At 67.6% G+C, this 15532-nt stretch carries 13 protein-coding genes; 10 read left to right on the top strand and 3 right to left on the bottom strand.

Annotated elements, in window-relative coordinates; genetic code table 11:
• Positions 1-32 precede the first annotated feature (32 nt).
• From ROP_RS08120 to ROP_RS08110, 3 genes are all read left to right on the top strand, one after another.
• Positions 33-3989, top strand: a complete 3957-nt coding sequence (locus ROP_RS08120; protein ID WP_012688854.1) for a DNA-directed RNA polymerase subunit beta' — start codon at positions 33-35, stop codon at positions 3987-3989.
• Between the two features lie 164 nt (positions 3990-4153).
• Complete coding sequence (locus ROP_RS08115; protein WP_012688853.1) at positions 4154-5386, top strand: M23 family metallopeptidase; 1233 nt, start codon at positions 4154-4156, stop codon at positions 5384-5386.
• Positions 5387-5453: 67 nt separating this feature from the next.
• The gene (locus ROP_RS08110; protein ID WP_043826362.1) at positions 5454-5654 is read left to right on the top strand and encodes a hypothetical protein; all 201 of its coding nucleotides are present in this window, start codon (positions 5454-5456) and stop codon (positions 5652-5654) included.
• Positions 5655-5659: 5 nt separating this feature from the next.
• On the opposite strand, the gene ROP_RS08105 is transcribed toward ROP_RS08110, so the two are convergent.
• Together ROP_RS08105 and ROP_RS08100 are read right to left on the bottom strand one after the other, a co-directional pair.
• Entirely contained in the window at positions 5660-6172 is a 513-nt protein-coding gene (locus ROP_RS08105; protein ID WP_012688851.1) for a SixA phosphatase family protein, read from the bottom strand.
• A 9-nt stretch (positions 6173-6181) separates the two neighbouring features.
• Positions 6182-7195: an aldo/keto reductase gene (locus ROP_RS08100; RefSeq protein WP_012688850.1), complete on the bottom strand. Its 1014-nt coding sequence runs from the start codon at positions 7193-7195 to the stop codon at positions 6182-6184.
• Positions 7196-7327: 132 nt separating this feature from the next.
• Between ROP_RS08100 and ROP_RS08095 the strand changes: the two genes are divergently transcribed.
• Positions 7328-8164, top strand: coding sequence for a helix-turn-helix transcriptional regulator (locus ROP_RS08095; protein ID WP_012688849.1), 837 nt, complete (start codon positions 7328-7330; stop codon positions 8162-8164).
• Here the strand turns inward: ROP_RS08095 and ROP_RS08090 are convergent, their stop codons facing one another.
• Positions 8165-8944: an acyl-[acyl-carrier-protein] thioesterase gene (locus ROP_RS08090; RefSeq protein WP_012688848.1), complete on the bottom strand. Its 780-nt coding sequence runs from the start codon at positions 8942-8944 to the stop codon at positions 8165-8167. It abuts the gene before it with no gap.
• 151 nt (positions 8945-9095) lie between these two features.
• On the opposite strand from ROP_RS08090, the gene ROP_RS08085 reads away from it, so the two are divergent.
• From ROP_RS08085 to ROP_RS08060, 6 genes are all read left to right on the top strand, one after another.
• Positions 9096-10757: an FAD-dependent oxidoreductase gene (locus ROP_RS08085; RefSeq protein ID WP_012688847.1), complete on the top strand. Its 1662-nt coding sequence runs from the start codon at positions 9096-9098 to the stop codon at positions 10755-10757.
• A gap of 103 nt (positions 10758-10860) precedes the next feature.
• Positions 10861-11331: a MarR family winged helix-turn-helix transcriptional regulator gene (locus ROP_RS08080; protein WP_012688846.1), complete on the top strand. Its 471-nt coding sequence runs from the start codon at positions 10861-10863 to the stop codon at positions 11329-11331.
• The gene (locus tag ROP_RS08075; protein ID WP_012688845.1) at positions 11328-12857 is read left to right on the top strand and encodes a DHA2 family efflux MFS transporter permease subunit; all 1530 of its coding nucleotides are present in this window, start codon (positions 11328-11330) and stop codon (positions 12855-12857) included. Before ROP_RS08080 ends, ROP_RS08075 begins: the two co-directional genes overlap by 4 nt.
• A 145-nt stretch (positions 12858-13002) precedes the next feature.
• Positions 13003-14100, top strand: coding sequence for an LLM class flavin-dependent oxidoreductase (locus ROP_RS08070; protein ID WP_012688844.1), 1098 nt, complete (start codon positions 13003-13005; stop codon positions 14098-14100).
• Positions 14084-14530, top strand: coding sequence for a MarR family winged helix-turn-helix transcriptional regulator (locus ROP_RS08065; RefSeq protein ID WP_012688843.1), 447 nt, complete (start codon positions 14084-14086; stop codon positions 14528-14530). The genes ROP_RS08070 and ROP_RS08065 overlap by 17 nt, the downstream gene beginning before the upstream one ends.
• A 19-nt stretch (positions 14531-14549) precedes the next feature.
• Entirely contained in the window at positions 14550-15527 is a 978-nt protein-coding gene (locus tag ROP_RS08060; RefSeq protein WP_012688842.1) for a pirin family protein, read from the top strand.
• Positions 15528-15532: the final 5 nt, after the last annotated feature.

Genomic DNA, 15532 nt, shown 5'->3' with positions numbered 1-15532 from the left:
CATCCACAATCCCTCTGGGGAAAGGAAGTTACGTGCTCGACGTCAACTTCTTCGATGAACTCCGCATTGGCCTCGCCAGTGCAGAGGACATCCGCAATTGGTCCTACGGCGAGGTCAAGAAGCCGGAGACCATCAACTACCGCACGCTCAAGCCCGAGAAGGACGGCCTCTTCTGCGAGAAGATCTTCGGCCCCACCCGGGACTGGGAGTGCTACTGCGGTAAGTACAAGCGTGTCCGCTTCAAGGGCATCATCTGTGAGCGCTGCGGCGTCGAGGTGACCCGCGCCAAGGTTCGCCGTGAGCGCATGGGCCACATCGAACTGGCTGCCCCGGTCACCCACATCTGGTACTTCAAGGGCGTGCCCAGCCGTCTCGGCTACCTGCTCGACCTGGCGCCGAAGGATCTCGAGAAGATCATCTACTTCGCCGCGTACGTCATCGTCGGTGTCGACGAGGAACTGCGTCACAACGAGCTGTCCACGCTGGAAGCCGAGATGCAGGTCGAGAAGAAGACCGTCGCCGATCAGCGCGATGCCGACCTCGAGGCCCGCGCACAGAAGCTCGAAGCCGACATCGCCGAGCTGGAGGCGGAGGGCGCCAAGTCCGACGTCCGCCGCAAGGTCAAGGACGGCGGCGAGCGCGAGATGCGTCAGCTCCGTGACCGCGCGCAGCGCGAGCTGGATCGTCTCGACGAGATCTGGACCACGTTCACCAAGCTCAGCGTCAAGCAGCTCATCGTCGACGAACTGCTGTACCGCGAGCTCGTCGACCGCTACGGCGAGTACTTCACGGGCGCGATGGGTGCCGAGTCGATCCAGAAGCTCATGGAGAGCTTCGACATCGACGCCGAGGCCGAGAACCTCCGCGAGACCATCCGCAGCGGCAAGGGGCAGAAGAAGCTCCGCGCGCTGAAGCGTCTCAAGGTCGTCGCCGCCTTCCAGGCCAACCAGAACTCGCCCATGGGCATGGTTCTCAACGCAGTCCCGGTGATCCCGCCGGAGCTGCGTCCGATGGTTCAGCTCGACGGTGGCCGCTTCGCCACCTCCGACCTGAACGACCTGTACCGCCGCGTCATCAACCGCAACAACCGCCTCAAGCGACTGATCGACCTCGGTGCCCCCGAGATCATCGTCAACAACGAGAAGCGGATGCTGCAGGAGTCCGTGGACGCGCTGTTCGACAACGGCCGTCGCGGCCGTCCCGTCACGGGTCCCGGCAACCGCCCGCTGAAGTCCCTGAGCGACCTGCTCAAGGGCAAGCAGGGTCGTTTCCGTCAGAACCTGCTCGGTAAGCGCGTCGACTACTCGGGTCGTTCCGTCATCGTCGTCGGCCCGCAGCTCAAGCTGCACCAGTGCGGTCTGCCGAAGCTGATGGCTCTCGAGCTGTTCAAGCCGTTCGTGATGAAGCGTCTGGTCGACCTGAACCACGCGCAGAACATCAAGTCCGCCAAGCGCATGGTGGAACGTCAGCGCGCACAGGTGTGGGACGTCCTCGAAGAGGTCATCGCCGAGCACCCCGTGCTGCTGAACCGTGCACCGACGCTGCACCGCCTGGGCATCCAGGCCTTCGAGCCGCAGCTGGTCGAGGGCAAGGCCATTCAGCTCCACCCGCTCGTGTGTGAGGCCTTCAACGCCGACTTCGACGGTGACCAGATGGCCGTGCACCTTCCGCTGTCCGCGGAGGCCCAGGCCGAGGCGCGCATCCTGATGCTGTCGTCGAACAACATCCTGTCGCCCGCGTCGGGTCGACCGCTCGCCATGCCCCGTCTGGACATGGTCACCGGTCTGTACCACCTGACCCGGTTGGACGAGGGTGCCACCGGCGAGCTCGCGGCGTCGACGAACGAAGAGTCGGAGCAGGGCGTGTACTCCTCGCCGGCCGAGGCTCAGATGGCCGTCGATCGCGGTGCGCTCGTCGTGCAGGCGAAGATCAAGGTGCGGCTCACGCAGCAGCGCCCGCCCCGTGACATCGAGGCGGAGCTGTTCCCCGAGGGCTGGAACTACGGCGACGGCTGGACGGCGGAGACGACGCTGGGTCGCGTGCTCTTCAACGAGCTGCTTCCCGCGGACTACCCGTTCGTCAACGAGCAGATGCCGAAGAAGCGCCAGGCGACGATCATCAACGATCTCGCCGAGCGCTACCCCATGATCGTGGTCGCGCAGACCGTCGACAAGCTGAAGGACGCCGGCTTCTACTGGGCCACGCGTTCGGGTGTCACGGTCTCGATCTCCGACGTCCTCGTGCCGCCGGAGAAGGCTCAGATCATGGAGTCCTTCGAGGCTCAGGCCGATCAGATCGAGAAGAAGTACCAGCGTGGTGCTCTGAACAAGACCGAGCGCAACAGCGCCCTGGTCAAGATCTGGTCCGAGGCCACCGACGAGGTCGGTAAGGCCATGGAGGCCCACTTCCCCGACGACAACCCGATCCCGATGATCGTGAAGTCCGGCGCCGCCGGCAACATGACTCAGGTTCGCTCGCTCGCCGGCATGAAGGGTCTGGTGACCAACCCGAAGGGTGAGTTCATCCCGCGTCCGATCAAGTCTTCCTTCAAGGAAGGCCTGACCGTTCTCGAGTACTTCATCAACACGCACGGTGCCCGTAAGGGTCTGGCCGACACCGCGCTCCGCACCGCCGACTCGGGTTACCTGACCCGTCGTCTGGTGGACGTCTCGCAGGACGTCATCGTCCGCGAGGTCGACTGTGGAACCGAGCGCGGCATCGTCACCACGATCGCCGAGAAGCAGGCCGACGGATCGATGATCCGCGACGCCCACGTGGAGACGAGCACGTACGCCCGCACCCTGGCCGCCGACGCGGTCGACGAGAACGGCAACGTCATCGTCGAGCGTGGACACGACCTGGGCGACCCGGCCATCGACGCGCTGCTCGAAGCGGGCATCACGCAGGTCAAGGTCCGTTCGGTGCTCACCTGCACCACCGGCACCGGCGTCTGCGCCACCTGCTACGGCCGTTCCATGGCCACCGGCAAGCTCGTCGACATCGGTGAGGCCGTCGGTATCGTCGCCGCGCAGTCCATCGGTGAGCCCGGTACCCAGCTGACCATGCGTACCTTCCACCAGGGTGGTGTCGCCGGAGACGACATCACCGGTGGTCTGCCGCGTGTTCAGGAGCTGTTCGAGGCCCGCGTCCCCAAGGGCAAGGCCCCGATCGCCGACGTCAGCGGCCGTGTGCAGCTCGAGGACGGCGACCGCTTCTACAAGATCACCATCGTCCCGGACGACGGTGGCGAAGAGGTTGTCTACGACAAGCTCTCGAAGCGTCAGCGTCTGCGTGTCTTCAAGCACGACGACGGCACCGAACGCCTGCTGGCCGACGGTGACCACGTCGAGGTCGGTCAGCAGCTCATGGAAGGTGCTGCCGATCCGCATGAGGTGCTGCGTGTCATGGGCCCCCGTCAGGTGCAGATCCACCTCGTCAACGAGGTCCAGGAGGTGTACCGGAGCCAGGGTGTGTCGATCCACGACAAGCACATCGAGGTCATCGTGCGCCAGATGCTGCGTCGCGTCACGATCATCGACTCGGGTGCGACGGAGTTCCTGCCCGGTTCGCTGACCGAGCGTGCCGACTTCGAGGCGGCCAACCGCCGGGTCGTCGCCGAGGGTGGCGAGCCGGCAGCCGGACGTCCGGTGCTGATGGGTATCACCAAGGCATCGCTGGCGACCGACTCGTGGCTGTCTGCGGCGTCGTTCCAGGAGACCACTCGCGTGCTGACCGATGCGGCGATCAACTGCCGCAGCGACAAGCTGATCGGTCTGAAGGAAAACGTGATCATCGGAAAGCTGATCCCTGCCGGTACCGGTATCAACCGTTACCGCAACATCCAGGTTCAGCCGACCGAAGAGGCCCGCGCTGCCGCGTACGCGGTTCCGTCGTACGACGACCAGTACTACAGCCCGGACGGCTTCGGCCGGAACACCGGTGCCGCGGTGCCGCTGGACGATTACGGTTTCAGCAACGATTACCGGTAGGCGCTCCGCGCCTGTGAGTGGTTGACGAGTCCCAGGACTCGCTGAGCACTCACCAACGGACGAAGGCCCCACCCCTCTCTCTTCGGGGGTGGGGCCTTCATCCGTTTCGACGCCGTCCTCCGTTTCGAGTCTTGTCGCCGGATGTTCGCCGTTGCTAGCGTCGAATGATGGCCCGGTCGAGGTTCGCCGTCGCGCTCGTACTCGCCGCCGTCGTGGGAGTCGCGACCTCCTGCACGGCCTCGGACACCCAGCAGAGCGAGGCGACGTCGTCTGCGGCGCCGTCCTCGTCCGGCACCCCGACGGTGATCACTCCGGTGGTCGCGGACGTGGTGGCCGCACCGATCCCGGTGACGGGCAGCGACGGCCGCGTGCACCTGGCCTATGAACTGCGGCTGACGAACACCGGTTCGCAGCCGGCGACGATCACGTCGCTGCAGGTGAAGGGTGACGACCGCACGCTGGTGGACCTGAGCGGCGAGGCGCTGACCCCGTGGTTCCAGGCCCTGGGCGGCGGTCCGAAGGTCGGCACCGTCCTCGCCCCCGGACAGCAGGGGCTGGTGTGGATCGACGCGACCCTCGACGGTCCCGACGACGTTCCGCGCAGCCTCGACCACGTCGTGAACGTCGACTTCCCGCAGGCGACGTCGCTCGTGCCGAAGCAACTCGCCGAGAACGTCGCGGACACGGACGTCGACACCCGCGACGCCGTCCGGATCCGCTCACCCCTCGACGGTCCGCGCTGGCTCGACGGCACCGGCTGCTGCACGGTCACCTCCCACCGCGCCGCCGTGCTCCCGATCAACGGCCGGATGCTCGCGGCCGAGCGTTTCGCGATCGATTTCGTCCAGCTCGACGATCAGGGTCGCATCTACACCGGCGACCGAACCCAGCTGTCGAGCTACGAGTACTACGGCGCACCGGTCCGCGCCGTGTCGGACGGCGAGATCATCGCCGTCGTGGGCGATCTGTCCGAACAGGTTCCGGGGGCCAGTCCACAGGGACTGCCGCTCGACCAGTACGGCGGAAACCACGTCGTCCAGGCCATCGGAGACGGCCGGTTCGCGTTCTACGCGCACCTGCAGCCCGGCAGCGTGGACAACATCAGCGTCGGCCAGAACCTGCGGGCCGGCGAACAGATCGGTTTGCTGGGCAACAGCGGCAACACCGACGCGCCGCATCTGCACTTCCACGTGATGGACGGGCCGGACTTCCTGGCGTCGAACGGCATTCCGTTCGAGTTCGAGAACTTCGACCTCGACGCCCGGGTGACGGGGGAGAGCCTCGAGGCCGCTGCGACCGCCGGCGCCCCGGTCGTCGACGAAGCGGGGGTGCAGACCGGATCGCGTTCCGACGAGATGCCGCTGTACCTCGACGTCGTGACGTTCCCCGGAAGCTGACCACCGGCGGCGCGACTATCCTCGACCACACCTGTCCGATATGCGTGGTTCGCTGAACGGAGACGACATGTCCGAGAAGAAGATCGATCGCGTGAAGGCCGAGTCGGCACTCGAAGTCGTGCGGGAAAGCCCGACGATCGCACTCATCACCGTCGCGCCGGCGCTGGTCGTCTTCGGTGTGGTGTGGTGGCTGTTCGGATTCTGGTCCGCGCTGGTGCTGGTCCTGATCCTGGGTGTCGTTGCCGTCGTCGGCCGCAAGCTGTTCTGAGGCCGTTACCGCGGAACGTGGAACGTGGCGAGTGACGCCGCGCTCGAGGTGAGTTCGTCCCAGTCGCACGGCACCGTGAGGACGGCGAGCGCCGATGTCGGGAACTTCTCCCGCATGAGGTCGGCGTCTCCGGTGTCGGGGTTGCCCGCCAGATCCAGCGCCGTGGACGGCATGCCGGGGGCGTGCCCGACCACCAGCAGGGTACGCACCGACGGCTCGACCCGCACGATCTCCATCAGCACTTCCGACGGGTACGCGCCGTAGAGTTCCTCGGCGAACCGGGTGGGAGCGGCGACCCGGGTGGCCTCCAGCGTTTCCCGGGTTCGCCGCGACGTCGAGCACAGCACCGCGTCGATCGCCGGCTGAGTGGACCGCAGCCACTCGCCGGCCAGGCCCGCCTGCGTGCGCCCACGCGGCGCCAGCGGCCGTTCGTGATCCGCGACCCCCTCCGGGTACGCGGACTTGCCGTGGCGCATGAGGATCAGCGTGCGATTCCGCGACGGGCTGTGCGAGGCCATGGCTAGACGTTAGCTCCCCACGGCGGTGCGTTCACTGTCGAGCTGGGCCATCTGCGCGGGCGCGTAGCGCTGCCCGGCGACAGCGGTGTCGGGGACCGCCGCGGCGATCGCCGCGAGGTCGGCGGCCCCGAGGCGGACGTCGAGCGCGCCGAGCGTCTCCGCGAGCCGGGCTACGGTGCGCGCTCCGACCACCGGCACGATGTCCTCGCCCTGGGCGAGAACCCACGCGATCGCCAGCTGCGCGGCGCTCACCCCGTGCTGCGCGGCGACGGCGGCGAGCGAATCGACGAGGGTGAGGTTCTGCCGGAGGTTGGCACCCTGGAACCGGGGGCTGTGCGCGCGGAAGTCGTCGGCCCCGAGAGCCTGACCGGTGCGCAGCGAATCGCTGAGCAGACCCCGGGAGAGCACGCCGTACGCCGTGACGCCGATCCCGAGTTCCCGGCACAGGGGCAGGATCTCGGCCTCCATGCCCCGGGAGAGGAGCGAGTACTCGATCTGCAGGTCCGCGATCGGGTGCACCGCCGCCGCTCGGCGGAGCGTCTCGGGACCCAGCTCGGACAGGCCGATGTGGCGGACGTAGCCGGCGTCGACGAGTTCGCCGATGGTGCCGACGGTGTCCTCGATCGGCACATCGGGGTCGAGTCGGGCGGGACGGTAGATGTCGATGTGGTCGACGCCGAGCCGCTGCAGCGAGTACGCGAGGAAGTTCCGGATCGATTCGGGCCTCGTGTCGACTCCGCCCCACGTGCCGCCGGGGCCGCGCAGCCCGCCGAACTTGACGCTGAGGATCACGTCCTCACGCCTGCGACCGGTGAGGGCCTTGCCGATCAGGGATTCGTTGTGGCCCGATCCGTAGAAGTCGCCGGTGTCGACGAGATCGATCCCGGCGTCGAGGGCCGCGTGGATGGTGGCGACGGACTCCACGTCGTCGGAACTGCCGTACATCCCGGACATTCCCATGGCGCCGAGGCCGAGGCGACCGACGGTCGGACCTGTGGTTCCGAGTGCGGTGGTGCTGATCATGTTCTGCTCCGATGATCGGTGTGTTGCTGACCGTCACCAGCGTCGCCGTCGCCGGGAGCGGCAACCAGAGACCGTTCATCGGGGGACCGGCGATCCCTGGCAGCGCCTCGGCCGGTCCGGCACAGTGGATTCATGGATCGCTCCGAGCTGGCCGACTTCCTCCGCCGTCGCAGGGAACAGCTGGTGCCTGCGGACGTCGGCTTGGCACCGGGTGTGCGGCGGCGGACGCCGGGGCTGCGGCGCGACGAGGTGGCGCTGCTGGCGGGAATGTCCACCGATTACTACACGCGGCTCGAGCAGGCTCGCGGTCCGCACCCGTCGACGCAGGTCCTGGCGTCGATGGCGCGGGCTCTGCGGCTGACCGACGATCAGCGCGATCACCTGTATCTGCTGTCCGGGCAGGTGCCGCCGATGCGGGCCGCGGGCAACAAGCACGTCGGCCCGGGGCTGCTGCACCTGCTCGACAAACTCGACGACACCCCCGGCTGCGTCATCTCGGACCTCGGGGAAGTGCTGGTCCAGAACCGGATGCACGTGATCCTGTTCGGCGACGCGACCCGGTATGCGGGACTCGACCGGTACATCACGTGGCGGTGGTTCGCGCACCCCGCCGAGCGCAGCCTGTTCCCCGCGGACGATCACGATCGCCTCTCCGGACAGCACGTCGCGGATCTGCGGGCGACTGCCGCCCGGCGTGCGGGCGACGCCGACGTCACCGAACTCGTCGCCCGGCTGTACGAGACGAGCACCGAGTTCACGGCGCTCTGGGACCGGCACGACGTGGCCGTCCGCCGATCCGACACGAAGAGCGTTCTCCACGACGAGGTCGGGCGCATCGACCTCGTCTGCGAGACGCTGCTGACGCAGGGCGCATATCAGCACCTGCTCGTGTACATGCCGCAGCCGGGCTCCGATGCGCGGGCCAAGCTCGACCTGCTGCGGGTGATCGGCACCCAGCAGATGGTGTGATCAGGCGGTGAGCGGCCCTACGTGGGCCACCGCCCGCAGCGCGTCGTCGACCAGGAACCAGACGGTCAGCGACGTGTCGTCGCGGCGGCTGCGCAGGACGATCTTGTCGGTCGACACGATGGGCGCGAGGTATTCGAGCACCGCGCGGTGGGGATTGTCGACGAGCCGTCCGCCGCCGGGATGCTCGTGGTCGGCGAGCAGTTCCTCGACCGCCTGCCAGTAGACCGCGTTGTTGACGTGGTCGAAGGGGTCGATGTCGGTGCGGCGCAGGACGAACTCGCTGTCCTCGATCCCGTCCTCGTCGGCGGCGGGCGCGTTCTCGACGAGCCACCGCTTCCACTTCAGCCGGTGCTCCTCCGCGGACTCCCCGAGGCGTTCGATGAACCCGTCGTCGATGCGGGTGGGCATGCCCGTCTCGCCGCTGATGTGGATCCAGAACCCTTCGGTCTCGATCAGCGCGCCCGCTTCGCCCCGGATCTGGACGCGCATGTTCGTCCAGCGGGTCGACAGTGCCGAGCACCAGCGGCGGAGGTGCACGCGTTCGGGCCACACCGCGGGCCGCAGGACGTCGATGACGGTGCGCCGGACGATCCACAGCGGGTGGCTGTCGGCGGCGTCGACCGCGTCGAGGTTGTCCAGACCGGCGTCCTGCAGATAGCGCGCGATGCCGTCGAGGCGGAGTCGTTTGGCGGCGTCGATGTCGCCGGTGCGGACCGGCCAGGACGTCTCGAAGAAGCGGCCGCGTGAGGGCGGAGCGGCGAGGGGTCGGTCGAGTGCCAAGATGCGGTTCCTTCGCTCGTGGACGGGCCCTGATTCTCCCATCCGGGCGCCGGTGCTTGTTTGCGGACGCGATTCTCAGTAGAGTTCATATAACTGTTACTACGTGTAACACAAAGAAGTCGATGGTCCGGACAGGTGTGAGGAAACCGCAATGGCATATGTCATCACCCAGGCGTGCTGCAACGACGCGAGCTGCGTCTCCGCATGCCCCGTGAACTGCATTCATCCGACACCGGAGGAGCGGGAGTTCGCGCAGACCGAGATGCTGCACATCGACCCGGAAACCTGCATCGACTGCGGGGCCTGCGTCGATGCCTGCCCGGTCGACGCGATCTTCCCCGAGGACAAGCTCGTCGGCTCTCTCGCCCGCTACAAGGACATCAACGCCGAGTACTACACGACCAACCCCATGCCGACCGGATGGATCCCCCTCACGCCCGCGACGCCGCCGCGCCGCGACCTCGGCAAGCTCCGGGTCGCCGTCGTCGGCGCCGGCCCGGCCGCCTGCTACGCCGCCGGTGAACTGCTCGAACGTTCGGACGTCGAGGTCGAGATGTTCGAGAAGCTGCCGACCCCGTGGGGGCTCGTCCGCGCCGGTGTCGCGCCCGACCATCCCGGCTCCAAGGAGGTGACCCGGATGTTCGAATGGAGTCTCGACCGGCCGAACTTCGAGTTCCACCTCAACGTCGAGGTCGGCACGCACATCACCCACGACGAACTGCTGGAGAATCACCACGCCGTCATCTACGCGGTCGGGGCGTCGAGCGACCGGCGGCTGGGAATCCCGGGCGAGGACCTCCCCGGCGTGCACGCCGCCACGGAGTTCGTGGCCTGGTACAACGGCCATCCGGACTACGCGGGGCGCACGTTCGACCTGTCCGCGAAGCGGGCGGTGATCGTCGGCAACGGCAACGTCGCGCTCGACGTGGCCCGCATCCTCACGATGAACGTCGAGGAGCTGGAGCGGACGGACATCGCCGATCACGCCCTCGCCGCGCTGCGGCGCAGCAACATCGAGGAGGTCGTGCTCCTCGGCCGCCGCGGGCCGGCGCAGGCCGCCTACAGCAACCCCGAGTTCCTGGCGCTCGGCGACCTCGAGAACGTGGACGTCGTCATCGACGACGCGGACCTGGACCTCGACCCGGCCAGCGCGGCGCTGCTCGACGATCCTGCCGTCGCGATGAAGGTCCGGCTGGCGCGGGAGTTCGCGCAGCGCGCGCCCCGCCCCGGTTCCAAGCGCATCGTGTTCCGCTACCTGACGTCTCCGATCGAGGTCACCGGTACCGGCAAGGCCGAGGCTCTGCGCTACGGGCGCAACGAACTCGTGGCCGACGAATCGGGCGCGCTGTCCGCCCGGGCCTGCGGCGAGGAGGGTTCGCTGGACGCCTCGCTCGTGCTGCGCTCCATCGGGTACCGCGGCAATCCCGTCGGCGGCGTCGCCTTCGACGACAAGCGCGGCGTGATCCCCAACGAGCACGGCCGGGTCACCGACCGGGTGTACGTCACCGGGTGGATCAAGCGCGGTCCCAGCGGCGTCATCGGCACGAACAAGGCGTGTGCGAAAGAGACCGTGTCCGCGCTGCTCGCGGATTTCGAGGCCGGCAAACTCCTCGGTTCGGTCGGCACCCGCAAGGACGTGAAGAAGCTCGTCGAGCGGCGCCGGCCCGAGCAGATCGGCTTCTCCGGGTGGCGCGCCATCGACAAGGCGGAGACCGCACGTGCGGCAGGGTCGGCCCGTCCGCGCGTGAAGATGACCGACACGGTCGAGATGGTGACCGTCGCCCGCAGGCGGAAGCGGCTGTTCGCTCGTTGAGTTGCCGGGTATCACCGTCGGCGAGTGTGATACCTGACACCATTAATTCGGTTGCGCCTTAGTTGCTATTGGGCAATAGTTGCATGAGCGCTAGCATTCGAGGGTGTCCGACAATTCTCCTGACCTTCTCTTCGAACTACTCAACGACTTCTTCACCCAACTGTTGAGTGCGGGGGAGTCGGAGTCGATGGACAACCTCATCGAGCTGGACCTCACGTTTTCGCAGGTGCGGATGCTCTTCGCGCTCGGCCAGCACGGTGAGCCACTTCCGATCAACGAAGTGGCCGAGCGGCTGCGGCTCTCGGTTGCCGCGGCCGGTCGAAACGTCGATCAACTCGTGAAGCTGGGTCTGGTCGTTCGCCGGGAGGACGAGCGCGACCGGCGGGTCAAGCGGGTCTCCTTGTCGGAGGCCGGACATAAGGTCACGAACCAGCACATCGAATGCAAGCGTGATCAGTTGCGACGGTTCGCATGGCGGGTTCCGGAGAGTGAGCGGACTCGGCTGATCGAGGCACTACAACCGATCCTCGCGGGGGAGTCCCTGCGAGAACTCAACCAGGAGATATTCGGATGACATCGCCGACCGCCGCGGACGCGGCGCCCGACAAGCTCGACGGCACGGTCCTCAAGATCGCGTCCGTGGTGGTGCTCGGTGCCATCATGTCGATCCTCGACGTGACCGTCGTCAGCGTCGCGCTGCCGACGTTCGCCACCGAGTTCGACACCACCTACGCCACCGTCGCATGGACGATGACCGCGTACACCCTCGCCCTGGCGACGGTCATCCCCGTCACCGGGTGGGCGGCCGACCGCTTCGGCACCAAACGCCTCTACATGACGGCCCTCGTGCTGTTCGTCCTCGGCTCGGTGCTGTGCAGTTTCGCGTGGGACATCACGTCGCTGATCGGCTTCCGCGTCCTGCAGGGGCTCGGCGGCGGCATGCTGATGCCGCTCGGCATGACGATCATGACCAAGGCGGCAGGACCCGACCGCGTCGGCCGGGTCATGGCGGTTCTCGGTATCCCCATGCTGCTCGGTCCCATCGGCGGCCCGATCCTCGGTGGCTGGCTGATCGAGGCGGCGAGCTGGCACTGGATCTTCCTGATCAACCTGCCCATCGGCGTCATCGCCCTGGCGGCCGCGTTCGTCATCCTGCCGTCCGACAACGCCTCGCCGTCCGAGTCCTTCGACTTCCTCGGCATGCTGCTGCTGTCGCCGGGTCTGGCACTGTTCCTGTTCGGTGTGTCGTCCATTCCGGAGGTGGGCACCGTCGCCTCGGCCCGCGTGCTGGTGCCCGGTGTGATCGGCCTGGTCCTGATCGTCGCGTTCATCTTCCACGCGCTGCGTAAGGACCACCCGCTGATCGACCTGCACCTGTTCAAGAACCGGCAGCTGTCGGTCGCGGTCATCACGACTTCGCTGTTCATCGTCGCGTTCATGGGTGCCGGTCTGCTGTTCCCGAGCTATTTCATCCAGGTCGGCGGGCACACCACGCTCGCGGCCGGTCTGCTGATGGCTCCCCAGGGCATCGGTGCGATGCTGACGATGCCCGTGGCCGGACGTCTGGTCGACAAGATGGGCCCCGGCAAGATCGTGCTGACGGGTCTGCCGCTGATCCTGATCGGCATCGGCGTCTTCACCCAGGTTGCGTCGGACTCGCCGACGTGGCTGCTGATGGGTGCCCTGTTCGTGATGGGCATGGGTATGGGCTGCACGATGATGCCGCTGATGACCGCGGCGATCGTGACGCTGTCCAACGATCAGGTTGCGCGTGGTTCGACCCTGATGAACATCGTCCAGCAGACCGCGGGCTCGATCGGTACCGCCGTCATGTCGGTGGTGCTGACCAACCAGCTGCTCGATCGTGGTCTGGACAGCCAGACCGTCGCGATGCAGCACGTGCCCGAGGTCGCCGCGCAGGAGCCTCCCGGAATGGTGGACCAGGTCCTGAGTCAGGCCGCCGATGCATTCGGCAACACGTTCCTGGTCGCCGCCGTGCTGATCGCGTTGACGTTCATCCCGGCGTTCCTGCTGCCGCGGAAGAAGTCGGTCAACCCGCACCTCGAGGCCGAAGGCGCCCCGACGGTCATGATGCACTGATCGGGTTCGTCCGGTCCGAACGTCGCCGAGGGCGGCAAGCGCACTGCGCTTGCCGCCCTCGGCCGTTTCCGGAATAGGCCGAAGTGGTTGAATGTTGGAATAGGTTCATGCAAATGCATGGAGTTCTGACGCGAGAGGAACAGCTATGCAGTTCGGAATCTTCACCGTCGGCGACGTCACGGCAGATCCCACCACCGGCCGCACCCCCACCGAGCACGAGCGCATCAAGGCGATGACGACCATCGCCAAGCACGCCGAGGACGTCGGGCTCGACGTGTTCGCCACCGGCGAGCATCACAACCCGCCGTTCGTGCCTTCGTCACCCACCACCATGCTGGGCTACCTCGCCGCCCAGACCGAGAAGATCATCCTGTCCACGTCCACGACGCTGATCACCACCAACGACCCGGTGAAGATCGCCGAGGACTACGCGATGCTGCAGCACCTCGCGGACGGCCGGGTGGATCTGATGATGGGCCGCGGAAACACGGCCCCCGTCTATCCGTGGTTCGGTCAGGACATCCGGCAGGGCATCCCGCTGGCACTCGAGCACTACCGGCTGCTGCGCCGGCTGTGGGACGAGGACGTCGTGGACTGGCAGGGGCAGTTCCGCACCCCGCTGCAGGGGTTCACCTCCACGCCGCGGCCGCTCGACGGCATCCCGCCGTTCGTCTGGCACGGGTCGATCCGCAGCCCCGAGATCGCCGAGATCGCGGCGTTCCACGGCGACGGCTTCTTCGCCAACAACATCTTCTGGCCCAAGGAGCACTACATCGCCCTGATCAACCTCTACCGGGAGCGGTACGAGCACTACGGTCACGGCCGCGCGGATCAGGCGATCGTCGGTCTGGGCGGGCAGGTGTTCATGCGCCGCAACGCCAAGGACGCCGTCGACGAATTCCGGCCCTACTTCGACAACGCCCCGGTCTACGGCCACGGGCCGAGCCTCGAGGACTTCACCGATCAGACCCCGCTGACCGTCGGCACGCCGGAGCAGGTGATCGAGAAAACCCTGACGTTCGCCGACTTCTTCGGCGACTACCAACGGCAGTTGTTCCTCGTCGACCACGCGGGACTTCCCCTGAAGACAGTGCTCGAACAGCTCGACCTGCTCGGCGGCGAGGTCGTGCCCGTGCTGCGCGAGGAGTTCGCCGCCCGCAGGCCCGCCGGGGTGCCGGACAACCCGCCGACGCACGCGTCGATGAAGTCCGATCGCGAGCCGGTCGATGCCGCCCGTCAGTAGGACCGAACGGGCGGCCGCGGCGTGGGAGTCGCTGTTCCGCGCGCAGGTCGCGGTGATGCGGAACCTCGCAGCCGACGACGTGTGGGACGAGCTGAGCATGCGCGAGTACGACGTGCTGTTCACCCTCGGCCGGGCACCCGAGCGCAGATTGCGCCTGCACGATTTGAATCGGGAGATCCTGCTCAGCCAGCCGTCGCTGAGCAGGCTCGTCGAGCGGCTGGCCGGCTCCGGGTACGTCACCAGGGAGGGCGATCCCGGCGACCGCCGGGGGACCGTCGTCGTGCTGACCGCGGAGGGTGCGCGGGTGCAGAAGTCCGTCGGACGCAGGCACGCGGCGAGCATCCGGCGGCACGTCGGGCCGGCACTGTCCGAGGACGAACTCGACACGCTCAGCGAACTCTGCGCGAAACTGCGCGGCGCACAGGACTGACGAAAGGCACGATGGAGCAGTGAGCAATCTGGAGACGAACACGGTGGAAGAGCGGTGCGAGTCGCACCCCGACGGCGGCGGCATCCAGGTGCTCGGCGCGCGCGAGGTCCCGCTCGGAGGCCCCCGCGCGATGCCGGTCCGGCGCACCCTGCCGCAACGCGACCGATCGCTGATCGGTGCCTGGTGCTTCGCCGACCACTACGGTCCGGACGACGTCGCGAAGACGGGCGGGATGAACGTGCCGCCGCACCCGCACACGGGACTGCAGACGGTGAGCTGGCTGTTCACCGGCGAGATCGAGCACCGCGACAGCATCGGCTCGCACGCGATGGTGAGGCCCGGTGAGGTCAACCTGATGACCGCGGGGCGGGGGATCGCGCATTCCGAGGTTTCGACACCGCAGACGCGCATCCTGCACGGCGCGCAGCTGTGGGTGGCGTTGCCGGCGTCGGCGCAGGACGCGGAGCCGGCCTTCGAGACGTACGCGCCCGACCCGGTCGTCCGGGGCGGGGCGACCGTGCGAGTGTTCCTCGGAAGCACGGTGGGCTCCACGTCGCCGGTGCGCACGTTCACGCCGCTGCTCGGTGCGGAGATCCTGCTGGAACCGGGTGCCGACATCACCCTCGACATCGAGCGCGGATTCGAGGTCGGGGTGCTCGTCGACGAGGGCGAGGTGCAGCTGCGCGGGACCACGCTGCGGTGGGCGGAACTGGGCTATCAGCCGCCCGGCGAGTCGCTGGTCGCGCTGCGCAACACGGGCGGAACCCGGGCGCGGCTGCTGGTGCTCGGCGGCGAGCCGCTCGGCGAGCAGGTGATCATGTGGTGGAACTTCCTCGGCCGCAGCCACGAGGACATCGTCGGCTACCGCCGCGAGTGGCAGTCCGAACTCCGCGGCGCGGCGCCCGCCGACCCCCGGTTCGGCGCGGTCGAGGGCTACGACGGCGATCCGCTGCCCGCCCCCGAACTGCCGAACAGCCGCCTGAAACCGCGCAGCTGACGGGC

Origin of the sequence: Rhodococcus opacus B4 (assembly GCF_000010805.1) — a bacterium.
GTDB classification, from domain to species: Bacteria; Actinomycetota; Actinomycetes; order Mycobacteriales; family Mycobacteriaceae; genus Rhodococcus_F; species Rhodococcus_F opacus_C.
The sequence above is the reverse complement of the archived record's forward strand: the minus strand, read 5'-3'. Positions and strand labels throughout refer to the sequence as shown.